This window comes from Spirosoma harenae (assembly GCF_054776975.1).
Genome location: NZ_BAAHBD010000054.1, coordinates 215,732 through 240,115, shown reverse-complemented (window position 1 = coordinate 240,115; position 24,384 = coordinate 215,732). Strand labels below are relative to the sequence as shown.

The 24,384-nt window shown below is 46.1% G+C and carries 19 protein-coding genes and 1 riboswitch; of the genes, 8 read left to right on the top strand and 11 right to left on the bottom strand.

What is annotated here, in order from left to right:
* Window positions 1-201: 201 nt before the first annotated feature.
* The gene (locus tag ACYVE4_RS33220; RefSeq protein ID WP_461044726.1) at window positions 202-4,617 is read left to right on the top strand and encodes an SdrD B-like domain-containing protein; all 4,416 of its coding nucleotides are present in this window, start codon (window positions 202-204) and stop codon (window positions 4,615-4,617) included.
* A 96-nt stretch (window positions 4,618-4,713) separates the two neighbouring features.
* Here ACYVE4_RS33220 and ACYVE4_RS33215 read toward each other — a convergent pair whose 3' ends face one another.
* Complete coding sequence (locus ACYVE4_RS33215; RefSeq protein WP_461044725.1) at window positions 4,714-5,070, bottom strand: nuclear transport factor 2 family protein; 357 nt, start codon at window positions 5,068-5,070, stop codon at window positions 4,714-4,716.
* A 343-nt stretch (window positions 5,071-5,413) separates the two neighbouring features.
* On the opposite strand from ACYVE4_RS33215, the gene ACYVE4_RS33210 reads away from it, so the two are divergent.
* The 3 genes from ACYVE4_RS33210 (at window position 5,414) to ACYVE4_RS33200 (ending at window position 9,076) form a co-directional block, all read left to right on the top strand.
* Window positions 5,414-5,788 (top strand): hypothetical protein, encoded by a 375-nt coding sequence (locus ACYVE4_RS33210; RefSeq protein ID WP_461044724.1) that lies wholly within the window; start codon window positions 5,414-5,416, stop codon window positions 5,786-5,788.
* A gap of 175 nt (window positions 5,789-5,963) precedes the next feature.
* A complete protein-coding gene (locus ACYVE4_RS33205; protein WP_461044723.1) occupies window positions 5,964-7,406 on the top strand; it encodes a S41 family peptidase in 1,443 nt (480 codons plus the stop codon).
* A gap of 197 nt (window positions 7,407-7,603) precedes the next feature.
* Window positions 7,604-9,076: a TonB-dependent receptor gene (locus ACYVE4_RS33200; protein ID WP_461044722.1), complete on the top strand. Its 1,473-nt coding sequence runs from the start codon at window positions 7,604-7,606 to the stop codon at window positions 9,074-9,076.
* Here ACYVE4_RS33200 and ACYVE4_RS33195 read toward each other — a convergent pair.
* Both ACYVE4_RS33195 and ACYVE4_RS33190 read right to left on the bottom strand, forming a co-directional pair.
* The gene (locus ACYVE4_RS33195) at window positions 9,068-9,640 is read right to left on the bottom strand and encodes an RNA polymerase sigma factor (RefSeq protein WP_461044721.1); all 573 of its coding nucleotides are present in this window, start codon (window positions 9,638-9,640) and stop codon (window positions 9,068-9,070) included. The two genes, ACYVE4_RS33200 and ACYVE4_RS33195, sit on opposite strands and share 9 nt — an antisense overlap.
* A 686-nt stretch (window positions 9,641-10,326) precedes the next feature.
* The gene (locus ACYVE4_RS33190) at window positions 10,327-10,809 is read right to left on the bottom strand and encodes a DUF6252 domain-containing protein (protein ID WP_461044720.1); all 483 of its coding nucleotides are present in this window, start codon (window positions 10,807-10,809) and stop codon (window positions 10,327-10,329) included.
* Window positions 10,810-11,213: 404 nt separating this feature from the next.
* On the opposite strand from ACYVE4_RS33190, the gene ACYVE4_RS33185 reads away from it, so the two are divergent.
* Window positions 11,214-11,489 (top strand): hypothetical protein, encoded by a 276-nt coding sequence (locus ACYVE4_RS33185; RefSeq protein ID WP_461044719.1) that lies wholly within the window; start codon window positions 11,214-11,216, stop codon window positions 11,487-11,489.
* 248 nt (window positions 11,490-11,737) lie between these two features.
* Here the strand turns inward: ACYVE4_RS33185 and ACYVE4_RS33180 are convergent, their stop codons facing one another.
* From ACYVE4_RS33180 to ACYVE4_RS33150, 7 genes are all read right to left on the bottom strand, one after another.
* Complete coding sequence (locus ACYVE4_RS33180) at window positions 11,738-13,450, bottom strand: GMC oxidoreductase (RefSeq protein WP_461044718.1); 1,713 nt, start codon at window positions 13,448-13,450, stop codon at window positions 11,738-11,740.
* A gap of 2 nt (window positions 13,451-13,452) precedes the next feature.
* Window positions 13,453-13,983: a gluconate 2-dehydrogenase subunit 3 family protein gene (locus tag ACYVE4_RS33175; RefSeq protein ID WP_461044717.1), complete on the bottom strand. Its 531-nt coding sequence runs from the start codon at window positions 13,981-13,983 to the stop codon at window positions 13,453-13,455.
* A gap of 251 nt (window positions 13,984-14,234) precedes the next feature.
* Window positions 14,235-14,945: a Dph6-related ATP pyrophosphatase gene (locus ACYVE4_RS33170; protein ID WP_461044894.1), complete on the bottom strand. Its 711-nt coding sequence runs from the start codon at window positions 14,943-14,945 to the stop codon at window positions 14,235-14,237.
* Between the two features lie 17 nt (window positions 14,946-14,962).
* Entirely contained in the window at window positions 14,963-16,069 is a 1,107-nt protein-coding gene (locus ACYVE4_RS33165; protein ID WP_461044716.1) for a YncE family protein, read from the bottom strand.
* Window positions 16,066-18,045 (bottom strand): TonB-dependent receptor plug domain-containing protein, encoded by a 1,980-nt coding sequence (locus ACYVE4_RS33160; RefSeq protein WP_461044715.1) that lies wholly within the window; start codon window positions 18,043-18,045, stop codon window positions 16,066-16,068. Before ACYVE4_RS33160 ends, ACYVE4_RS33165 begins: the two co-directional genes overlap by 4 nt.
* A 50-nt stretch (window positions 18,046-18,095) precedes the next feature.
* Window positions 18,096-18,304: riboswitch (cobalamin riboswitch) on the bottom strand.
* Window positions 18,305-18,531: 227 nt separating this feature from the next.
* A complete protein-coding gene (locus tag ACYVE4_RS33155) occupies window positions 18,532-19,908 on the bottom strand; it encodes a M16 family metallopeptidase (protein ID WP_461044714.1) in 1,377 nt (458 codons plus the stop codon).
* Window positions 19,909-19,966: 58 nt separating this feature from the next.
* Window positions 19,967-21,310: a M16 family metallopeptidase gene (locus tag ACYVE4_RS33150; RefSeq protein WP_461044713.1), complete on the bottom strand. Its 1,344-nt coding sequence runs from the start codon at window positions 21,308-21,310 to the stop codon at window positions 19,967-19,969.
* 211 nt (window positions 21,311-21,521) lie between these two features.
* On the opposite strand from ACYVE4_RS33150, the gene ACYVE4_RS33145 reads away from it, so the two are divergent.
* From ACYVE4_RS33145 to ACYVE4_RS33135, 3 genes are all read left to right on the top strand, one after another.
* On the top strand, window positions 21,522-21,875 hold the full coding sequence (locus ACYVE4_RS33145) for a PadR family transcriptional regulator (protein WP_461044712.1): 354 nt from the start codon (window positions 21,522-21,524) through the stop codon (window positions 21,873-21,875).
* Between the two features lie 17 nt (window positions 21,876-21,892).
* Complete coding sequence (locus tag ACYVE4_RS33140; protein ID WP_461044711.1) at window positions 21,893-22,429, top strand: hypothetical protein; 537 nt, start codon at window positions 21,893-21,895, stop codon at window positions 22,427-22,429.
* Between the two features lie 119 nt (window positions 22,430-22,548).
* Window positions 22,549-23,316, top strand: a complete 768-nt coding sequence (locus ACYVE4_RS33135; protein ID WP_461044710.1) for an SDR family oxidoreductase — start codon at window positions 22,549-22,551, stop codon at window positions 23,314-23,316.
* Here the strand turns inward: ACYVE4_RS33135 and ACYVE4_RS33130 are convergent.
* Window positions 23,313-24,257: a sugar phosphate isomerase/epimerase family protein gene (locus ACYVE4_RS33130; protein WP_461044709.1), complete on the bottom strand. Its 945-nt coding sequence runs from the start codon at window positions 24,255-24,257 to the stop codon at window positions 23,313-23,315. The two genes, ACYVE4_RS33135 and ACYVE4_RS33130, sit on opposite strands and share 4 nt — an antisense overlap.
* Window positions 24,258-24,384: the final 127 nt, after the last annotated feature.

Sequence of the window (24,384 nt, the reverse complement as noted above, 5' to 3'; positions counted from 1 at the left end):
AACAGTAATTGGCAACCGATTCATCAAGATGGTATAGATGTTGTAAAATGAGTAGTAGGGTGTTTTAACAGGTTCTGAAAAAAGGTCGAATTATTTTTATCAGCAACACAAAATTCCCTCATCTGGAATGTACGGGCTGCTATACGAGCTTTACATACCGTCAATCCATTCTATAACATTGGTAAATTCACTTCCATCGGTATGATGCTACGGTTACTTGTGTCCCTACTAACTCAACTGCTATTTGTCTATCCACTAATCTCAGACACTTCGCTTAAGTCAACCCCATCATCTGCTTCCGGGGTTGAGAAATCAAAAAATACGACGTCGAGTACCCAGCTTTCTAACCCAAAGCCAACAGAAAATCACAAAGTCAATACATCAATCAGTTCCTTGCCCATTATCGACAACCCCTGCGGCCTGTCTGTAATTACTCGCGCAACAGGCTGTTATTCCGTGAGCGGAGTCAGTAAGGTCACTGTGAGCGCGGAAGTAAACTGGACAACGATTCCAGATGGGGGCGTAATCACGGTACAGTTAGGCGCACAGACAAAAACGATTACAACACGAGCCGTTTCTACAGTAACTGATGCGGATGTGCATAGCCCACAAATGGTCGCCTTTGAAGTAAATGCGACGGGCGCTCCTGTTACGGTGTCGGCTACTTACGAGACGTGCACAGAGTCGAGCACCTTAGTAACGCCGAATCCTTGTCCACCATTGGGTTGCGCAGGTTTGGGCGGAACGGTCTTTAAAGATTTTAATGCGGATGGTATTCATCAACCAGGTGAAACAACTGGTTTGCCAGATATTGTCGTTCGGGCGATAAGCCATACAGGTAGTATTTTAACCACGACAACCGATTCGATTGGTAAATACACACTGGCTGTTTCTCCATCCGCTTACCCAGTTCGTGTTGAGTTTAGCAATATACCCAGCTACGCAGGCAATGGTACAGTGAATGGCCCAAACGGCCGCACATCCGTTCAGTTTGTCAATTCGCCCGATTGCGCCGTCGATTTAGGTTTACTGAATGCTCAGGAGCACTGTCAAACAGATCCGTTGCTCATCATACCTTGCTTTGTCAATGGTGATCCACTTCCAGTGGGTTCGGATTCTGGTCCTATCGACGCACTTGTCGCTTTCCCTTATTCGTTGCGCGGCAATAAAGATATGGGCAATGTGACCTCTGTACTGGCTACAGCCAGTCAGATCGGGTCGGTGTGGGGCTCAGCCTACAGTAAATTCACAAAACGTCTGTACACGAGTGCCTTTGTGCGTCGGCACGTTGGCTTAGGGCCAGGGGGTATCGGTGGTATCTACCTCACAGATATGTCGGGACCGGGACTTAGTACAGCCAATACCAGCCTTTTCGTCGACTTAACTACGCTGGGTATTAACCTGGGTTCTATTCCGTCCAATAGTGCGCGTGGCCTGCAACCGGGTATATTCACCGCAAGTCATGACGAGAATGCGTTTAGTGCGATTGGCAAAGTTGGAATTGGCGATATGGACCTTGCCGAAGATGGTTCTATGCTTTGGTTCACTAATTTAAGTGATGGACAGTTGTATTCGCTACGGTTGTCTGGCAATAGCGTACCGACGTCCAGTGATTGGGCCGTACATCCGCTTCCAGTCGATAATATATGTACGAATGGTATCCGTCGGATTTGGGGTGTAAAAGCGTATCAGGGTAAAATATATGTAGGGGCGGTTTGCGATGCTTCTGTCAGCAAAGACAAGCGTGATCTGCGGGCAATGGTCTTTGCGTATACACCCGGTACAGGCAACTCACTAGGTAGTGGGGGTACTTACAAGATCGTTTTTGACTTCCCGTTAACCTATCCCAAAGGAGCCCCCGACCGTACTGATTTTAGTTTACGGGGCTGGTTTCCCTGGGAAGATACATTCGCCAACTTTCAGGAAGTAGGTACCGACCATTTTATCATCCATCCACAGCCGATTCTGGCAGATATTCAGTTTGACATCGATGGCTCTATGGTGCTCGGCTTTAATGACCGATCAGGTTTGCAGTTTGGCAATCAAAATTTCAGCCCAATCGAAACCGATGCAACGCTCTATTATAACATTAGTGGTGGCGACGTTTTACGAGCCTTTTTTAGCAACGGAGCCTATGTTTTAGAAAATAGCGGCCAGGCAGGCCCTAATAAAGGATCAAGCACTAATAATAATCAGGGACCTGGAGGTGGCGAGTTTTATAATGACGACTTTTATTATGGTGGCCAGCTCATTCACTCCGAAAATGCGAATGGTTCGCTGGCGATTCGGCCAGGTTCGGGCGAAGTAGTGGTCTCGACCATGGACCCGCTGGATGATCAGGCCTGGTCGGGTGGATTACGCTTTCTAAGCAATACCACTGGCTATTATACCACAGGCAATAACGCAACCAGCGCTTATGTGGTGTATCGAACGCAGGATGGAGATGGTGCTACCTTCGGAAAAGCCACTGGATTGGGCGGAGTAGGCATTGCGTGTGATCTGCCTACGTACTTGCAAATCGGGAACCGGGTCTGGATAGACGAAGATCACGATGGCGAGCAGGACCCCGACGAAAAAGGACTAGCCAATGTAAATGTGTCTTTATACCAGAGTGGCACGCTCGTTACGACAACAACGACCAATGCAGATGGCGAATATTACTTTACGTATTCACCAACGTCGTCAACCGTTTCGGGTACAACGAGTGCGCTTCTGCCAAATTCTACCTATCAGATTGTCTTCGGAACCGGAGGGCAGTTTGACGGCCACGTATTAACTGCCGACGAAGGGCGTTACCTACTGACGATGGCAAACGAAACGGGGGGAAATCTCAACGATATGAACGACTCCGATGCTGAGGTAACAACTTTCTCTTCGTTTACCGCTCCCGCAATCAGCGTAACAACGGGCAACAACGGTTCAGTAGATCATAGTTTCGACGTTGGTTTTTACTGCTTAACAATAGGCGTAGCCAGCGTTTCTGTGACGGCTCCTACTTGTCCGCCAAGCAGTATTGTGGCCAATAACGATGGTCGAATCGATCTGAGCGGCATTCAGAACGCCAACAAAACCTTTCTGTATACGACCAGCACTCCACCTGCTTACACAGCGGTGAGCGAAAGCCGAACCGTTGTGAATGGCAGCGTGAGTTATACCGATTTGCCCAACCCAGCCAGTTCAAGCGGTACGAGTTATTCAGTCATCGTTTACAATGGGCCCAACTGCTTTACGATTGTATCGGCTGTACTCCCTCAAAATACCTGTGTACCGTCAATCGGCCTCACAGTGACGCCCGGCGTTTGTAACACGCTAACGAATGAGTACACGCTGACCGGCGTTATTTCGCTGACCAATTCAATAACTGATCTTCTGACGTTAACGGATGGAAACATCACGGAAACCATTTCTGTAACGGTAGGACAAACGTCTGTTCCCTATTCATTAAGCGGTTTGGAGTCGGGCTCAGGCGTTCATTCCCTTAGCGTAAGCTATGCCGATCAAACCGTTAGTCAAACCTACACGGCTCCTGCCAGTTGCACAACAGCTGCGTCCATAACCGTTACGGATTTCGTGGTTTGTGCGGGCGAATCGGTCGTTCTTACCGCCAGCGGTTGCGAAACGGGAACGATTCAATGGTCAGATGGCGCAACTACCACGACGGGCAATTCGCTAACCATATCGACTAGCGGATTAACTACTATCACAACTCCAACCGTGTTGACTTATACAGCCACTTGCACCATTGGCAATAGTATAGCCACGGATGTAGCCAGTGTAAGCGTTAATCCTAAACCGACTATCGGTGGTGTTTCTTCCATATGCAGTTGGCCGCAATCTTATACGATTCTGTTAAATGGCTTTACGAATCCGTTAACGTATGAATTAGTACGGGGAAGTTCGTTTGACACAGGTACGCATATAACAACTGGACAAACACCATTGGCTGCGACGGGTGCGCTCGCGCCGGTACAGGCAGCGGGAACCTACTGGATCAGGGTATACAATGCGGCTGGGTGTTACAGCGATCATTCGATACAAGTTCAGGCTTGTACTCCTCCCCCATCCATAACCGTCACGGATGCTGTAGTTTGTGCAGGTGAATCTGTTATTCTTACTGCCAGCGGTTGCGAAACGGGAACCATTGAATGGTCAGATGGGTCGACTACAACAACGGGCACATCAATAACTGTATCAACTAGTAATCTGGTCAATATTGCCAGCCCCGTTGTATTGAATTACATGGCTACCTGTACCATCGGAAATAATACAGCTACGGATGTTGCCAGCATAAATGTGAATCCTAAACCAACCGTCGGCGGCATTTCGGCACTATGCAGCGGGCCCCAAGCGTATACCATTTTGTTGACTGGCTTTGCTTCTCAGCTGAGCTACGAATTAGTACAGGGAAGTTCGTTCGAAACGGGAACGCATATAACGACTGGGAAAACACCATTAACCGTTAATGGCGCGCTTACGCCAGTACAAGTAGCAGGTACTTATTGGGTCAGAGTATACAATGCAGCTGGATGTTTCACGGATCTTTCCATTGAAGTACAGGCTTGCGTTTGTCCAACTGGCAAATGCGTACCAATCGTCATAAAGCGAGTCCCCAGGTAGATAATGAATTGACCTCACCCCAGCCCTCTCAAATGGAAACGGAATAAACCTCTCCCCTCTCCTGTTTTAGGAGAGGGGCCGGGGGTGAGGTCATCTCTACAACTTCCTGATTTCCATTCGTTTGATCAAGTTATCCTCAATCTGGTAGAGGTGTTGTAGTTCTTCGTCAATCAAAATCTGCCCGGATTGATCCTTAACAACCTGATGCACCTCCACAAGTACCTGCCCGGTTTCGTCGGTATGGCACCGAAGCGGTTCAACATGTGGATCAATCTCTGCCCATTGGCGAGTCCAATAATCGTGGACAGCCTCATGACCAATCACTCGACCTCCCTCCCAGCCATTTGGCCAGTCTACATCAGGATGCATTGTCGCCAGTACGGCATCAATAGCGCGGGCGTTGAACGCAGCATAAGCGGTTACTAATAGGGAACGATGCTCAAGGTCGACCATAGGAAAGGGTGTCTGTTTACGCTGTAAAGATCTGATCCTTAGGTTTTGGTACTTGTCAGTTCGTCTTGAGATTTTATCGGCACAACCATTTATCCGGGATTTTATACACTCTATTAGCTAATTTCTACGCTTGGTCAATTCATAGTTTCCAGCGACCTGCAAACCGCCCTAATTTTGTCCGCATCTGAACAAGACCTGTCCACTTACGGACAACGACAAAAATTGGCACAAACAACAAACCGCTGATTAATAGACGCTTAGTAAGATTGGCACAGGCTTTGGATTAGTATAAACAACTCAGTAAACAACACTCTTTAAAAGAACACTAAACAACACTACGACCATGTTAGCACTAATGAACACCCTTGCCGCTTCTGTCCTTTTGAGCGCTTCTACCCTTTTCAACCCTACTACCCCAAAAGCACTTTCATTCGACGCCAGTGCGTATGTAACGGTCAACCACGAGATCCGGTTAGCCGTCCAAAAGTCAGCCGATGCCCCTGTACAGGTCATCCTGCGGAACAAAGCCAATGATGTACTTTATCAACAAAGCATCGGCAAGAAAGAAACGAAATACGCCATGAAATTGAACGTCGACGATTTAGCCGATGGTACGTATGAACTGGAAGTTAAATCGAGCGAAGGCAGCATTGTGAAGCAATTGAATCTGTCGACTCAGCCGGTTCAAAAAACCAACCGCACGATCGCGATGCAGTAGATCTTAGAATTCGAGATAGGTTAAGTTAAGAGTAGTCTACCACAAAGCCTGGCATATTGCCGGGCTTTGTTTATTTGCGATGAGTTAAGTCGATCGGATGCGGTTCGCATAGTAAATTATTTAGGTCCTAATTACGTTATCTGTAGGTACGCAAATTACACATCATCAATTACCTATGAACGTATTTCCTATCGGGCGATCCAGTCTATTTTTACTCCTTTTCGGTGCCTTGTTAATCACCTCCTGTAAAAACAAAGACGTTACTCCATCAGGACCGACATCCAACGGCGAAGTAGCTACCTGGATGTCGGAGAATATGAAGACGTACTATTTCTGGAATGATAAGCTACCTGCCAATCCAGATACTTCACTGGCTCCGAATCCGTTTTTTCTATCCTTATTATACGACCGAAGCAATACAGCCAATACCGAGCGCGACCGTTTTTCGTGGGCTCAGGAAAGTGCTGACGCCTTGAAAGCATCTTTAGGTGGTCAATTAAAAACGGTTGGTATGCAATACGCCTATTATTATCGTGACCAATCGCGGACGGCTGTAACGGCAACGATTATTTACGTGTTGCCAGGCTCACCAGCCGCGAAGGCCGGAATAAAGCGGGGAGACATAATTTCCAAAGTAAATGGACAAGCCCTGACTATTTCGAATTACCAATCGCTTCTGTCCAGCAATTCAGATAGTTACACCTTTGGCTTTGCCTCGGTAGTGAATGGTGTTACGACAGATACAGATCAGACAAAACAGGTAAATGCTGTTGTTTTTCAGGAAGATCCTGTTCTGTTAGACACGACTTATACAATTGGCAGTAAAACGATTGGCTATATCGTATACAACCAGTTTATACCGGGTGTATATAAAGCTGACGAAACACCGGGTAAAGATAAAACGTATGATCTCGAATTAGAGTCGATTTTCAGCCAATTTAAACAGAAAGGTGTCAATGAACTAGTTCTCGATCTTCGGTACAATCGGGGAGGCTACGTAAGTTCATCGACGGTATTAGCTAGTTTAATTGGCAAGAACATTGATGCTTCTAAAGTGTACTACACGCAAAAATGGAACAGCATCGTAACGGCTGCGTACGACAAGAAATATGGAGCAGGCTGGAACACCGAAAATTTTTTAGCTAAATCGTCGGCGTTAGGGGCCAACCTAAACCGTGTTTTTATTCTGACAAGCGGTAGCACGGCTTCAGCCAGCGAATTAGTTATTAACGGTTTACGACCTTTCATGACCGTAACTACTATCGGTACGACCACAGTTGGAAAGAATGTTGGCTCAATAACGCTCTCCGACGATTCAGGCCGTATTAAATGGGGTATTCAACCGATTACGTTCAAATCAGCTAATGCGCAAGGCTTTACAGATTACGGTAGTGGATTCAAACCAGCTGTTGAGGTAAAAGAGCCTAGCACCGGATTGAAACCCTTTGGCGACCTGACCGAACCGCTCCTGGGCGAAGCTATTTATCAGATATCCGGCACGCGCACAGCACGTCGGGCAGCCTCAATAGCTATTGACCAGCCAAGTTTGGGTTCATCCTTGGATCAGAAAGCTGGAGGTGGGAATATGTTTACCAGCGTTAATCCACTGGATAATTGACAAATAGTATTAAAGCAGGATGTTATTTAGCAATTGCCTGATCGGTGTTGGTAAGTCCATTAACTACCAAATAGTTCGGAAAAATGATAGTCGGCTGCGTACTATTAAAATTGTATTATTTTACAACAAAAGCGGCTCCCAAGGCTGCTTTTGGCATCTAAAGATGTAACTTTAGCATCAAGCAATCCGCCAACACTATGTACGAGAAGAATATAGGTACCAAGCAGAAAGCACTACGTATCAATCTCGACCGGCGTATTTACGGGTCTTTTGCAGAGATCGGCGCTGGGCAGGAAACAGCGGCTATGTTTTTTAAAGCCGGTGGCTCGTCGGGAACGATTGCCAAAACCATGTCGGCCTACGACATGACCTTTAGTGATTCAATTTATGGCGTTGAGGAAAGTGGTCGGTACGTAGTTGAAACACGGCTGGTCAAAATGCTCACGAAAGAATATAGCCTGTTAGAAAAACGATTAGCCGAAAAACGCGGGCCGGATACTACGTTTTTTGCGTTTGCCAATACGGTTGTTGCGCTTAATTACCAGAAAACCAACGAAGCTCACGGCTGGATCGGCTGCCGATTTCAGCTCAATCCGCAAGCGGGCTTTAACGACGTGATTATTCACGTTCGGATGCTCGACAACGAGAATATCCTGCAACAGCAGGCGCTTGGAATTATTGGTGTAAATCTGATTTACGGCTGTTATTACTACGCCAAATCGCCAGAAACGTTGGTCTTATCGCTCATGGACGACTTATCGCCAGAACGGATTCAGATCGATATGATTCGAATCAATGGGACTGATTTTTCGGATGTAGACAACCGGCTGATGACCCTGCATCTGGTCAAAAACGGTTTTACGGATGCAGCCCTGTTTGGTCCTGATGGCCAGGTACTACAGCCTTCCGAAGCGTTGTATAAAAAGCATATCCTGGTTATGCGCGGACGGCTTCGGCCATTGACCAACGTGCAGTTGGATATGATAGAAAATGGCTTGAAACAATTCAAAGATGAGCCAGACGTTGACGCGAATCGGGTTGTTTCAATGGCGGAATTAACGCTTCACAATCTGAAAGCGAACGAGCAGGGAATCGACGAGAAGGATTTCCTGGATCGGGTCGATATTCTATGCTCAATGGGCCAGACTGTGATGATTTCCAATTACCTGGAATATTACAAACTCGTAGCCTATCTGGCTCGGTTAACGCGGCTAAAAATCGGACTTATCGTAGGTATTCCCAATCTGGAGTACATTTTTGAAGAAGGTCACTATGAGTTTTTGCCGGGTGGTATTCTGGAATCCTTTGCGACGCTGTTCAGCCGAAAAGTAAAACTTTTTGTTTACCCAACCTTAAAAAACGGCACTGTTTATACGTGCAATGAATTCCAACTGCCCCCCACGCTGGAGCCTTTATTCCAATACCTGGTTCGGAACGACAAGATTGAAGACATCACTGATTTCAACGAACAAAACCTGCATATTTCTACAGATCATGTTCTGGAAATGATACAGCAGGGCGAAGACGGTTGGGAAAAAATGGTTCCAGAACGCGTTGCGGAGCAGATCAAAGCCAATTGTTTATTCGGTTACCCCTGCGAAATCGAATATGTACCGATTGGCCAGCAGGTTCGTCAACAGCAGGTTGAGGAACAGGCTACGTCACGCTGATTGCTGATTATACAAGAGTCGAATTTTGGCGCGGCTTCGCTTCAGGCGCATTTTGACCGCATCGGTTTTGATGTTGTAGAGTTGGGCGAGTTCATCAATACTCATCTCACGTTCATACCGAAGCTCTAATAAGCGCTGCTCATCACCCGAAAGGTATTCCATAGCCCGTTTCACCAGCCGAAGTGTTTCTTTGTGCAACGACGATTCTTTGGGGTCAGGAATGTCATGTTTCAGTCCGTCTTCAAGCGATGTAAACCGAAACCGTTTCGACATTCGAAGTTGATTGGAGCAATAATTAAAGGTAATGGCATAGAGCCAGGTCGAAAAACTTGATCGTTGCTGAAAAGCGTCTAGTTTATCAAATACTTTCAGGAAAATATCCTGCGTAAAATCTTCGGCCTGCTCCGAGCTTTTCGTCATGGATAAGCATTGTCGATATACCTTATTGACATACCGATTGTACAGGGTTTCGAAGCACGCAGTAGGTTCGCTATCAAGATACTGCCGAATAATTTCCTCGTCATTTAAAGACTTATCCACTGTAACGTGAGTACTTACTCTCATACTAAAATCACTCTAGTTTGTTAAATAGTGGGAGTAAGACGGTGGCTTATTGGATTGGATACATAAAATATATTAAGTGGTAATTCTCTTTCTTGTTACTTCTCGCTAATAATACTACCATTGGTGTACCCAAAGCAGCACATAAGTACACCTCTATTCAAACGAGAGTGGGCATTAAAATAAAGGGCTGACAAACTAGTTTGTCAGCCCGGCTCCGTTGATGAGAAATGTAATTAACTCGGGTAACTGCTTAAAAGAGGTTGATTTTGCGACGGCAAAACCGAATGCCAAGAGAAGTATATAATAGTAAAACAACCGTCTCGGCAATAACTGAAATCGACTGATTGGTCAAATTGCTGCTCGAGATTGTTTGTACCCAATGAATCAGGGCAACACAATATCCAAGAAACCCAGCAAGAAATCCAGCAACAATAAGTAGCGAAATAAAGAGTCGGTTCAACTTTTCTGAGGCCATTTTCGGAAATCGATAACGTGTTTTACGCTACTAAATTGATTTTTCCCCTTTCAGGATACTATTCAAAATGAATAACTGGTAGAAATGAAGCAACAACAGGCAGCTCTGTTATTTACTTACCATCAACCCCTACGAGAAGAATTGATGGTAAGTTGCTTTATAGACGAACCATTTCTTAAAAAGTAGCTCGTTTGTGACGATTTATAATGCTCTAGCGTATAGCGACATTGAAGGAACCGTCAGTCAGTACCCGCTTTTTCGTAGCGGTTGCATCGTAGGCCGTAAAGCTAAAGGTGCCGACAATATTCGTTGCAGTCTTCTTCGTAATCGTCACCGTTCCTGTTCCAGCATTAATTGTTGAGAAGTCTTCTTTGTTGATTGTCATCGTTGCAAAGCTACCGTTGGTCAGCGTAATCGTTCCTTCGCTGATTGTATTTGGCAACGCAATAGCTACGATATCACTGGTTTTGCTGTCAAGACCATAAATGGCATAGTACCCATCCTTGCCAGGAAAAGCGGCCAATGCATACGAAAAATCAGGCGCATAATCTTTTCCGTCGATCTTCACTTTAAAACCCGCCGAATTTTGATTCTGTGTATTACTAGGTGTAACATCATCTGATTTTTTGCTGCAAGAGCTTAAACCAATAGAACCGATCAGGGCAATGAGTGTAACTAATTGAAACGTTTTCATGATGAGAAAGTAATTTTTTGACTAAATGATTGAGTTTTGATAACACTATTTTAACTGGTGAATAATCCGCCAAGTCGATACAAAAGGAAGCCGTCGGTTGGCCTTGTGTTCCTTTGACAGGTCAAAACTAATACGTCCTCAAGGGGTCTATAAGCGAGACTATACAGGAGGAAGGTTTGGCTTTAAAAGTGGAGGTATTGGCCTAAAATGCGGCTATTTATTGCATAAAGCCTCTGATGCCACATGGATACATAAGCTATGACTTTTCCTTTATTGACACCGCAAGGCGTAAATTGGCTTACTTAGTCAATATAAATTCAAGAATAAAGCCTTAATAATCAGTCAGATTAGCAGTTTGGCTTCGGATTTGCTTGAATTTATCCCATATAATGTGGGAAGGAATTATGAAGACCAAGCAGGCAACGCCAAAAGAAGTATCCCTTATTCTACATCGACAGAAAAAACGGCTGGCCGAGCTAAATCGACTGGAAAAATGGACAGAAGCTGAATTTGAGGAAGTTATTCGTTGCTCTACGATCTGGAGTACAGAATTACAGGGCTGGGTGTTCCCCTTAGCAGCCGCTGAAAAGCTAGCTTTCGACGCGAGAACGCCTGATAAACAAGCAAGTAGCTGGCAATTGATCGCCCATCAAATGAATATTAATGCACTTGGTAAGTGAGTTAATTAATTAGTCTACCAACCTACAAATACTATACCTGTTGTTAGTTTTTATATAGCTATCTATACTCGACGTATTTTTTCACTAGAAATAATAGTATATCAACTTACCTTTTCTGTAATTCTAGAGGACCGTTATACATTTCTTGAGCAGTTTTTTGTCATGCTGCCAAAGGAAGCATCTTAATATACCCCTGCTAATGAGTTAGGAATCTATAAGATGCTTCCTTCGGCAGCCTGACAAATCACCTATATATTCTGTTTTTTCATCTCCTTCACAGCAAAGTCCGCAGCTCGCGCGGTCAAGGCCATGTAGGTTAGGGAAGGATTCACGCAGGAAGCCGAAACCATACAGGCGCCATCCGTCACAAACACGTTTTTCGCATCCCAAACCTGATTATTAGCATTCAAAATCGACGTTTTAGGATCGCGGCCCATGCGCGCTGTGCCCATTTCGTGAATGGCCATGCCTAAATACGAGCCATTGTCATACGCCCTAACGTTTTTCACACCCGATGTTTCCAGCATTTCCTTTGCATCATTCATCATGTCGATCCGCATTTTTTTCTCGTTTTCTTTGAGTTCGGCATCAAACACGACCAGCGGCATTCCCCACTTATCCTTCTCATTCTTATCGAGATACATTCGGTTTTCGTGATACGGCAAGGTTTCGCCAAATCCGCCCAATCCCATCGTCCAGGGGCCGGGTTTGGTTAATTCCTCTTTATAATCGGCACCAAAGCTCATTTCAGCAATATTTCGCTGCCAGCCTGTTCGACTTCCACCACCCTGATAGCCAAACCCCCGAATGTAGTCGCGCTTATCGTTGCCGATATTCCGGTAGCGAGGTACGTAAATACCATTGGCTCGTCGACCGATATAGTACTTATCCAGATCGCCTTCCCAAACCCCCGATGCACCAATACGGAAGTGATGATCCATCAGATTATGACCTAATTCACCCGAATCATTACCAAAGCCATTTGGAAAACGGTTTGATTTGGAATTCAACAGGATAGCAGTTGAGCCAAGTGCACTGCCACAGACGAAAATAAGCTTCGCATAATACTCTTTGCTCTGAAGCGTAACCGCATCGACAATGCGGACACCCGTCGCCTTTTTCTTGTTTTCGTCGTACAGAATTTCCGTAACGACAGTATCAGGCCGTAACGTTAAGCGCCCGGTTTTAGCGGCTGGTGGCAACGTGCAGGACTGCGTACTGAAATAAGCGCCATACGGACAGCCAAGCGAGCATCGGTTCCGGTATTGGCACGGAGCACGTCCAACACCCATCTGCGCCTGTTCCGCTTTCGACAGGTTAGCTACCCGGCCAATGGTCATGGTACGACCGGGAAAGTTTTTCTCGATGCGCTTACGTACTTCTTTCTCAACGCAATACATTTCCATCGGCGGTAGAAACTCGCTGTCAGGAAGCTGAGGCAGGTTCAGTTTTTCGCCCGAAATACCGACAAACTTCTCGACGTACGAATACCAGGGCGCAACGTCTTTATAGCGGATTGGCCAGTCGATGGCAATACCGTCTTTGAGGTTTGCGCCAAAATCGATATCACTCAGACGATACGACTGACGACCCCACATAATGGATTTACCGCCAACAATATTCGGCCGATACCAGTCGAAACGCTTATCTTCTTTATACAGCGAATCCGTATCTTTCATCCAATACGTTTCGGTCATCTCGTTATATGGATAATCGCGGGCCAGTTTCGGGTGCGACTCTTTCTGCGCGACGGTTAAACGACCGTTGTATTTGGTCTGCCAGGGATCTTTGGTAGCGTATGTGTAGTCCGTAACGTGATCGAGTTTGTGGCCTTTTTCGAGCATCAGTACTCGTAAGCCTTTCTCGGTCAATTCTTTAGAGGCCCATCCGCCCGATATACCCGACCCGATGACAATGGCGTCGTATGTCTGGTCTTTTATTGAGTCAATATTGAGGTTCATTGTTATAATGCCCAGGTTTTCTGGCCAGGTTTGAGGGTCATGCAGCCGTTAAATTGGCCGGGTACGGGTAAGTATTCGAGTGTTTTGGTCGCACCGATTTCGGAGGTGAAATAGCCAGTCGTCGTCAGTTCTTTCATGCGAAGGAAGAATGGTTTATCCTCCGTCATCGTCTGTTTGACCATCTCGATTTTCTGTGCATTATCTAACTGAGCAAAGCCTTTACTGAATTTGGTTTTGCTAGTGGCATCCAGTTTCGCTAACCCGGCATAGAACTTTTCCTGATCCTCCTTCGGATAGCAATCACGCATTACCCGAATGATAAACTTCTGAACACCAGCCGCTTTCGCTCCCGGCGTACTGGTTGTTGGAATAATGACATCGGCAACTTCGGCTAGCAGACTTTCCTGCTCCGGCGACACATCGACCCCTGAGCCGGTATACAGTACGCGCCCCATTGCCCCCGCCAGCGTGGGTGCTGAGAGCATACCGCCCATCATCAAAGCTGCCTGTTGTATGGCTTCTCTCCGTTTCATAGAAGTAATTAAAACAGTTAGTAAGAAAAGGATAATTGGTAAAGAATATCCTTACAGAATGCAAAATACACTTAGCAACTGACAATAGAAACTTGTTAACAACCAAACAGCGCGTACACTAAAAAAACAGAATGCTGGACATCCGATTTACACCGACATCCAGCATTCATTTTCTTGTATTCGTTTATGTAAAATATTCCAAATTGCACCCCTCTCCTGTTTTAGGAGAGGGGCCGGGGGTGAAGTAAACTCTACTCTCGCAACAACAAATCCTGATACCAGAAGCCAGTATCCCAGCCTTGCTCAGCACTACCCGAATCGGAATGTACCTCGTTCGATGACGTATACGTTCGCCGAACTACATCACCTTTGATAATTGGAATTGGGCTTGAAAAAATGGGACCATCGTAGACAAACGAATGATATTCACCATTTTCACCACAGGGATCAACAGTTTTGGGCAAGTCTTTAAGCAAGTCCAGATCAAGTTCGCGCCCAATAAAATCGGTGGAGAGTTGCTTCTCATTCACACATACTAACACCGCCCGAAAACCCAAATCCACAAACTCATGCATTAACTCTGTTGTGTTTCGCTGCCAAAGCGGAAATTCTCCAATCAGGTTTACAGTTTCTAATTGAGTTTCCCGATAGCGTCGTAAATCCTCCAGAAAAATATCGCCGAAAATTGCGTGCGAAACGCCTTGCTCCTGAATGGGTTGAAGCGTTTCGCGCATACAGATATTGTATTCATCCATTGATACATTACCCGACAATCGGAGTAGTTGCAGCGGTAGACCCAGCTGCTCAGCCTGCGCTTTTACCAAGTCAATCCGAACGCCGTGCATACTGACTCGACCATGCAAATCATTTACAGAAGTCAGCAAGGTGTGAATGTTCCATCGTTCTGCGTTAAGGCTATGGTACAAAGCCAAGGCGGAATCTTTCCCTCCGCTCCAGTTCATGACGGCTAGTCGACGAATCAACGGAAATAAAATTTAGACGGTGCAATTTCGGCCCGCACTGAGTCGATCAACGTGGCAGTTCCACCCACATTAGGCTGATAACGAAGTACATAACCAGCCTGTTTATAGGATGGAGTCACGCCCGCATAAATAATTCCGGTTTGTGGATCAACGCCTAACCCACTAAACAGACGACGAATAAAAGGAGTGGTTGTAGAAATGCTATTATCAGTAACTTTAAATGTATAGGTTTCACCTTTTTCCTTGTAGCTATCGGCCGGATCATAAAAAGAATTGACGAAGTAAAAGCTCAGCTTATCGGCACTTATCGCAATTGCCCCCGGCGACTTACCCGAGCTACCTACTCCCAAACGAGCCTCAATTGTTTTGCTAGTCGGGTTAATACGAACCATTTCCGTTGTTGCCGATGCATACGCCCACAATTTATTGTTCGCATCAACCGCAATCGGGCTCGTATTTACGCCAACATCCAGACCAGGCTGCTTTATTTCGTCGGTGTCGGTATTGATTACCGTTAAGGTGCGCTCACCTCCAGCGCTTCCAACATACGCTTCATTACCTAGTACAACAATCCGTTCAGCTCCTTTTGTAACCGTAATTTTTTTCGTGATGGTTCTTGATGCCAAATCCACAACCAGAACGTAGCCAGGATTTACGTAAAAGTTGGGATACGTACCTGTCGTTCCCCAGCAACTAATGTATGCCTTGTTCGGCCCGGCCATCGCTACATAACGAGGGTTCTCCACGTCGGGGGCTTGCAGAGTTGCTAATGATTTGAACGTACCCGACTCGACAATCTCGACCTTATCTTTCCCGGCATCGCTATTGTCGACCAGAATGACTCCTTTACCATTAATTTCAATATACCCCTGAACACTACCCGTCAATGTACGAGTATTGACCGTATTGAAAATATCAGTTGACGCCGTTGTCGAATTGCGTGGGATAAATGATACGGTGCCATTATTATCCAGAAAATTGCCTGCATTCAGAATGAAAGCACCTGATTCGTAAGGAGTTGGTTCTGGATCGGACGTTTTACAATTCCAGACGGTCAACGCCAGTAGACTCAGTGCAATACTTTTTGTCAATTGCTTTTTCATTTTGTATTAGAAGGAAAATTAATAATCAGATTGATGGCCAGGTTTCGACCAGGTAATGCGTTCCGCTTAACGCCCAGCATCAGCGCATCAAACACGTTGTTCACTTGCCCTTGAACCCGCATCGCTAGTGGCCCTAACTTCGCCGAGTGTTCGAGTACTATGTTGGTTACTACCGTTCCTTTAAAAAATTGGCTGTTGTCGAAGGTGATGTATCGACGCGAATTGGCCTGCATCTGTACACTGAGCCGCGTTCGATTCCGTTGCAGATGTGCGTTGAGTGTTCCCGTATGCATCGGAACATACACTAACTGCTTCCCAATTACATCCTGCGAGTAGGCACCGTATGTCCGTTCCTGCGAGGAGCGCGTTAGGGCATAGCCTAGCCTTAAACCAGCTTGCCAGTTGTTCTGCGCGTATGTTAGCCCCGTCGTAAATTCAATTCCGCGAGCGATGACTAATTGCAGATTTTCGACATGGTAATTATTATCCGGATTCCAGTACGTCCAGTTATCGACCCGATTTCGGTACGCTGTTAATTCAGTTGTCAGATTTAGGTGATCGGATACCGTTGCGGATGAGGCTAATCCACCCTCCAGATTGAATCCATTTTCGGGTAATAGATTTGGGTTGCCTAATTCGACCCAATAACGCTCGTTCAACGTGGGTACGCGGTAATTACGGCTGACATTCCCTTTGGCTATCAATCGGAAACGATCTCGCTGTATTACCTGATATTCAGCGCCCAGCGATGGCGTCAGCGGTGGATTGAACCGGGTTACGAAAGCCTGACGGATGTTAGCAGACACGAGCCAGCGCAGTGTCTGAAAACGAAGCAAGGCATAAACATCTCCCCGATTTTCCTGAATCAACTGACCACCGTACCCATCCGTCCGGGTTCGATAATGCGACCATTCACCACCTACCCGCAAATTCAATTGACGCGATGTCGTAGCTAAAAGAGCGAATTCTCGTTCAACTCGACTAATCAATCGCTCCGTTTCGGTATGGCTTGGGTCATCAAAATTCCCTTTGGCATAGTCCAGTACATCGCGAATCCATCCAACGCGAACTGTCATGCGATTGGCTTCATACGTAGCCAGTATCCGAGCTGATTGCGTTCGGGTGCGCTCACGCGCAATGGTATCCTGAGGAGCCAGAATCAGGTCATTGTCAGAGAACCAGGTATTAATCGAAAACTGCCGGCCGTTCTTGTGTAAAAAGTATAAATCCTGTAAAAAGCCTCGTTGCGCCGTTGTTGAATTGTCTACAAAATAATGCTGTCGTTCGGTATACGGATAGTCATTATTGAACTGACTTCGGTAAGCATACGTCTTGCCGGACAATGTCCAGTTTCGGCCTAACGGTGTCGCATACCGCACTCCAACCTGTGTCTGATTATTTCGGAAACTAGCTAATTGCTGCCCAACTGTTACCTGAATACCTGATTTCCAGATTGGCGTACTACCGAGCAAAATGCTACCTCCCACTGCATCCGAGCCCACTACGCTGGCCGACGAACCGTATTGAACCGCAAGTCGATCAAAGCCAGCAACCGGCAGAGTCGAGAAATCAGTCTGGCCCAGATTGGGCTGATTTATATTGATACCGTTCCAAAGGACAGCCGTATGATTCGCCGACGTGCCCCGAAAAGCTACTGTCGCTAACTGACCAGAGCCGTAATTTTTGAACGCCAGCGGAGTATTCAAAGCCAGCAAATCCGTCAATGAACCGAATCTGAACTGGAGTAAGGTTGTCGAATCGATACGCTGTAGTTTCTGCCCGGCCAGAAATCGCTCCGGCGCAATGGCTCGTACTGTTACAGTCGATAACGAGACGGCAGAATCTACCCGAAATCGATCCCTTTTCAGCGAATCCAATTGGGAAAATCCCTGTTGCCCAGTCATCAGACAAACAAGCAGACTCAATACCCGCCAATAAGGGGGTTGCGTTTTCACCATCACCGTAAGTACGTGCACCGAATATTGTATCGATCAGTACGCAATCAGAGATTTCCTCCGAACCTCAAAACAGCGAATAGTCGTCGGCAGGTCTCCTGGCTCGTCTCGTCGGCTCGAACCTTCCCACGCTGAAAATCAGCGCAGTGGTCATGTGGATTGAACCGAGTAATGATTGACTTACAGTTGCGGGGACAGCGCTGGTATTTCACCAACTTCCCTTTTAAGCCGTGAAAGTCGCCATGAAGCGACATCAGGCACCGAAAACTTGGGCAAAGGTAACGGAAATTTATGCAATTCAAGTAATAGAGTGGAAAACGAAGCTATTAGCGCACAGCTGATCGGTTTGAAGGAAATAACCACCGAATTCCCCAGGTCTGTGTCCTCACAGACGCCTGACCGGAGGGTAGGGCTTGCTGACGCATAGGTGTCTGTGAGGACACAGACACGGGGAATTCGGTGGTTATTTCCTTTAATTTAGTCAGCTGTGGACTAATAATTTACAATTTAAAATCCGTCGGCTTTGATTTCTTTCTCAGTGATGGTTCCGTATTTTTTTACCTTATCACGAATCGTTTCCGCTTTTCCGACAAGAACAAATTGAAGATTCGATTTGGGGAAATACTGGTCGATAATCTGGCGGGTTTTGGCAACGGTCAGTCCATCGACGTTTTTCTGGAAGTTATTGATGAACGACTCATCGAAACCCAGACTAAACATATCAGTCAGCAGATTAGCCAACTCAGCAGCGGATTCATAGCGGGGTGGGAAGTCAGCTTTTACGTAATTTTTGGCCGACGAAAGCGTCTTTTCATCGATGCCGGTTTTGTGCAAACTATCGAGTACCATCAGCGCCATATCAATAGCCTGTGTTGTTGTACTCACCTTTGTAAACGTCGAAATAGCGAATGTGCCGCTGTTTCGATACGTAGCAAATCGGCTACTAGCTCCGTAGGTCAGGCCAGAATTCACCCGTAAGGCATCGTTTAGCCAGGAGGTAAATCGACCGCCCAAAATCGTATTGACGACCGTTACCGGAATAAAGTCAGGATTATTTTGAGTGATGCCTTTTCCCCCGATCAGAAATGTCGTTTCGCGAGCATCGTCTTTATTGACCAATAATACCCGATTTTTATCAAAGGCAACCGTTGGATCGGTCAGTTTGGGCGACGTTGCTGCTGCTGTTTTCCAGCCTCCAAACAAATCGGTAATTCGTTTTTTCATCGAAGGCGTATCGAAATCTCCAACAATGGCAATAGCCGCTCGGTCAGCCGTATAATTCTTCTGATAGAATTGACGCGCATCGTTGGCCGAAATAGCCGAAACAGCCGTTGGCGTACCTGTTATAGGATTAGCATACGGATGTCCTTCAAAAACAAACCGATTGAAATAGGACGTAACTACTCCACGCGGACTTTCTTTCTGCTGAGTTAATTGCAGTAATTGACGCTGCTTGTATTTGTCAAATTCGGCCTGATCGAACGTGGGTTTCGTGATGACGTCCTGAATAATATCGAACAGTAAATCTTGGTCTTTTACGGCAAACGACGCAGATAATTTGGCGACTTCTTTGCCCGCAAACGCATCGATGTTTGCCCCAACATATTCAGCTTTTTCCTCCAGTTGCGCTTTGGTATATTTCGAACTACCGAACAGAAGCGCTTCGGCTGTCATGTTCGATAAACCATATCGATTCCCATCCTGAACGGCTCCGGCATCGAACACCGCCGATACGTTAATCAGCGGCACTTCGTGCTGTTCCATCAGGTAAACCGTCAATCCATTTTTCAGCTTGAATTTCTGATACGGTGGCACTTTAAACGTCTGCGCCAGCGACAAGCCAGTTAGTAGCAACGTACTAATAAAGGTGAGTAAGATTTTCATATTGTAAGACCAATTCGATTTGTATAAATCGTTTCAGTTTGAGTTAACAGTCAGGGAATTAGTTATTTTTCGAGGGATTCGTTTTTGGTTCTGGAAGCAGATAACCGACTGTTCGATTCCGGACGGTAAGATAAGTTTTAGCCACTCGCTGTACGTCTTCTTTCGTCACCTTTTCGTAAAGCGAGGGCGCTTCGTACAGCTTCTTATAATCGCCAAAAAAGAGTTCGTACGTACCGAGCGAGTTTGCCTTTCCATTAATGCTTTCCATCGTATGATAGAATTCCATTAGCTTCTGATTCTTCAGTTTCTGAAGCTCGGTATCGGTAATGCCTTCGTTAACCACTTTATCGATTTGATGCAAAACGGACCGCTCCAGTTGCTCAGCCGAAATACCACTGGCAGCGATGGCATAAACCGAAAACAGACTCGGATCGAACGATTGATCCATATTGCTAAACACGCGCGACGCAATCGTCGAATCCAGCACCAGCGACTTAACCAGGCGCGATGAATTACCCGAACTTAATACGCCACTAAGCAAATCGAGCGCGTAATAGTCAGGGTGACGAGTTGCTGGCGTATGATAAGCCAGCAAAATATTGGGCGTGGCAACGTCTTTGTAGGTTGTGGCACGTCGCTCACCATTTTGGGGAGGTTCTACCGTACGCAGACTATCGGGCAATTTCTGCGCCGGAATCGGTTCGATGTATTGCTCGGCCAGTTTTTTCACCTGAGCCGCTGTTACATCGCCAACTACCACAGCTACGCCGTTATTTGGGGAATAGTACGTTTTGAAATATTTCTCCAGATCAGCCTGCGTCCACTTTTTAATGTCCGACTCGAAACCAATCACGGGAAACATATACGGATGCTCCACAAAAGCCACCGATTGAACTAACTCATTAATAACCCGATAATTGCTATTCTCCAAGCCTGTACTCCGCTCCGACAACACAACTCCGCGCTCACTTTCTACCATTTTCGGATCGATCGATAGATCACGAATGCGGTCGGCTTCGAGGTCAAAAATGGTTTCCAGGGCACCGCTCTGAAACCAGTCGGTATAGACTGTTGTGTTCTCGGTGGTGTACGCATTATTCGAACCGCCGTTGGCTTCCATCACCCGGTCGAATTGTTTAGGACCGTACTTTTTTGAGCCGTTGAACATCATGTGCTCGAAAAAATGCGACAGCCCCGTAATGCCGTGTACCTCATTACGGGAACCTACTTTCCAGAATGTATAGAAATTGGCGTTGGGGATAGAATGGTCTTCGAGGACCATGAATTTCATACCATTTTTTAGCGTAAACGTCTGAACGTCTTCCGGTTTTGGCTTATTCTGCGCCAAGGCAACACTGAACGACAGAGTGAGCCCAGCTAGTAGCGCGATTCGTTTGTTCATGAGAAATAGTTAATAGGCAAAGCTAAAATTAACTGCGAAACAGATGATTGCCAAAAGGATTGACGTAAGGCCTCAGCGTTGCATTTTCCTGGCTTAATTTCTTCTTTCCTGAAAATAAAAAATAGACAGGAAAATAACGGAATCTTCTTGTATATTAAATTTTCTTATATATATTCGTCATACCAAGTGATGGAGTTAATGAGATACGATTATGGAACAAATCGGTAGTGAGTTTTTACGCGGAACCTTGAAGACAATTGTGTTACGATTGCTTTCGGAGCAAACCAAAATGTATGGTTATCAGATAACGCAGGCTGTTAAAGACCGAACGAAAGGCGAGTTGACCCTAACGTTTGGAGCGCTTTATCCGGTCCTTCACAAACTGGAGCAGGAAGGCTTATTGACAACGGAGTCGGTAGAAGTCGATGGGCGCCTTCGTAAGTATTATTCGCTGACGCCCAGTGGTACTGAAATGGCTATTCAGAAAGCGTTTGAGTTTGAGCGATTTATCGAGTATATGCAGCAACTTTTTCAACCTTCACCCAAGTTGGCCTATGGCAACTAACTTAACCCTTTACGTTTATGGAAAAGCTGACTCCACAACACATAGACCATCTCCACAAATACCTGATTCAAAGCGGCTTGTCCGATGAATTGCTAACTGAAATGCTCGATCATTTAGTCTGTGAAGTAGAGCATTATCTATGGATTGGCCTCCCTTTCAAAGCAGCTGTCGAAAAAACATTGCTGGATGCCAATGCCGACTCCGTTCAAAAGCTCCGCAAACTATACCAGCGCGAGCTATCTTTTTCAGATGCCCAACTGGCAGAAGCCAGCTTCGACGATATTCTGTTTCAGTTCCGAAATAAATCTTACGGAGCTTATGCCTTACGACAATCTTATCAGAAGACCTTAGTTTACGCCTTTGGGGGCGCTTTAGGTCTTGGCTTAATGGTGATTGCTTTGCTACATCTGATCAGCCAGAAGACCTGGTCCTACTGGAGCCCCTGGGGGCTCATCTGGATCATTGGCGTGGGAGCCGTATCAGTAGCGTTTATTATGTATTTTCTGCAACAGGAACGGTGGCATACCGTTCCAGAAAGTGAAGAGCATTTGTAGTTTCTTGATTGAAGTTCGTAGTTTGAGGTCTGAAGTTGGCTAGAAGGGCAATAACTCTTCTTCAGCTACCTTCAGACCTCAAACTACGAATGGCGGGGATTGCCCCGCTCAAACTCATTATGACTTCTTCTCTCTGGTCGCTTGAAGGCCAACATGCGCTCGTTACGGGCGGAACTAAAGGCATCGGCGAAGCAATCGTTCAGCAATTTCTGGACCTCGGCGCATCGGTATTTATTGTGGCTCGGGATAATGAGTTGCTTCAACAACACCTCACTACTTACAAAGAAAAAGGCTACAAAGTAGATGGGCTTGCCGCTGACCTGAGTCAGCCGGCAGTATCTGCTCAACTTATCAACGCCGTTAACAGGACAGGCGGACTGGATATTCTGGTCAATAATGTGGGGACAAATATCAGAAAAGCAACTGCCGATTATAGTGTAAGCGATTACGAGCATATTTTAAATACGAATCTTCGCTCGGCTTACGAACTTACTCAGGCCGCCTATCCTTTGCTAAAATCGTCGGGTTCGGGAAAGATTGTTTTCGTTTCGTCCGTATCGGGATTGGCCCACACCAGCAGTGGTTCATTGTACGGGATGACAAAAGCCGCCTTATTGCAATTAACTCGTAATCTGGCTGTTGAGTGGGCTCCTGACGGTATTCGAGTAAACGCTGTAGCTCCATGGTATATCAAAACACCACTAGCTACGCCCGTTCTGACAAATCCCGAAAAACTCACAGGCATTTTAAAACGAACGCCGATGAATCGTGTTGGCGAGCCTGAGGAAGTCGCTTCCGTTGTTTCCTTCTTAAGTATGCCCGCTTCGGGTTACGTTACCGGACAAACAATTTCGGTAGATGGCGGCTTGATGGCCTGGGCGTTTTAAACCCCGGCCACCATCGCTTTCATTTTCGCCATCGCTGTGTTGGCGACGGTTTGCGCTTCCTGAGCGTAGTAAGTCTTATTGAATACTTCTAAGGAAAGAATGATCGGTTTATCTGGGCGTTTAATGAGTTTGAGCGTTTCCTTAATTGGCGCAATTCCATCGCCCGGAAACACGCGGTCGGCATCAGTGATTTTTTCCCTTGGGAAATCGGCGGTGTAGTCGTTTACGTGGAAGATTTCGATGCCTGGCTTACCTACCAGAGGAAGCATTTTATTGCCCGAACCGCCTTTATACAGGTGATAAATATCCAATAATACCCGCGCTGATGGGTGACCACTTTCAATGGCCACAAACATGACTTCGCCCAATCGACTTAGGTTCGGCGAAAAACCCCACAATTCCAGTTGCGGAATAACCTTTGTTTGATCGCTCAATTCAAGGATAGCGCGATACCGTTCAGCCGCTTTGTATAAATCAATTTTAGGGCTATTGGGCGTTTGCGCACCGATGGGTGGCGTAGCTACGCGCATACAACCAACTTCAGCCAGCATCTCCATTTCGCGCTTCATCTGATCAACTCCTTTAGCGCGGGCTGCTTCGTCATCCACAATCCAGGGCGCAAAACCGATGGCGTTTTCAGCTTTTATTCCATTATCAGACAGTACTTTACGCGCATCAGCTGTTGTGGCACCCGATTTTAAATAGGTTTGTAACGTCTCAATCCAGATTTCGACTGATCGAAAACCCGCTTTAGAAGCGACTTCCAATTCCTTCACAAATCCGAGTTTATGCCCTCGGATTGTACTCATATTCAGGCAAATCGTAAAAGGAGATTGAGCGGTTGGCGATGCGGTAGCTTCTGACGAAAGTGAAGCCAGTGTAGCGCCAACGGAAGCCGTCAGTGCAGCTAACGTTTGGCGACGAGTTACAGTTTGAGTCATGAACAATAAAGAATTCAGGCTTTGAACGTTGCCTACTAAACACGAAAAGCCCGGAAACCTACTGAAACAAGCCAGCCCCTATTGAAATCATTCAACTCAGGGCTGGCTTAAAAGTGCTCACATTTTC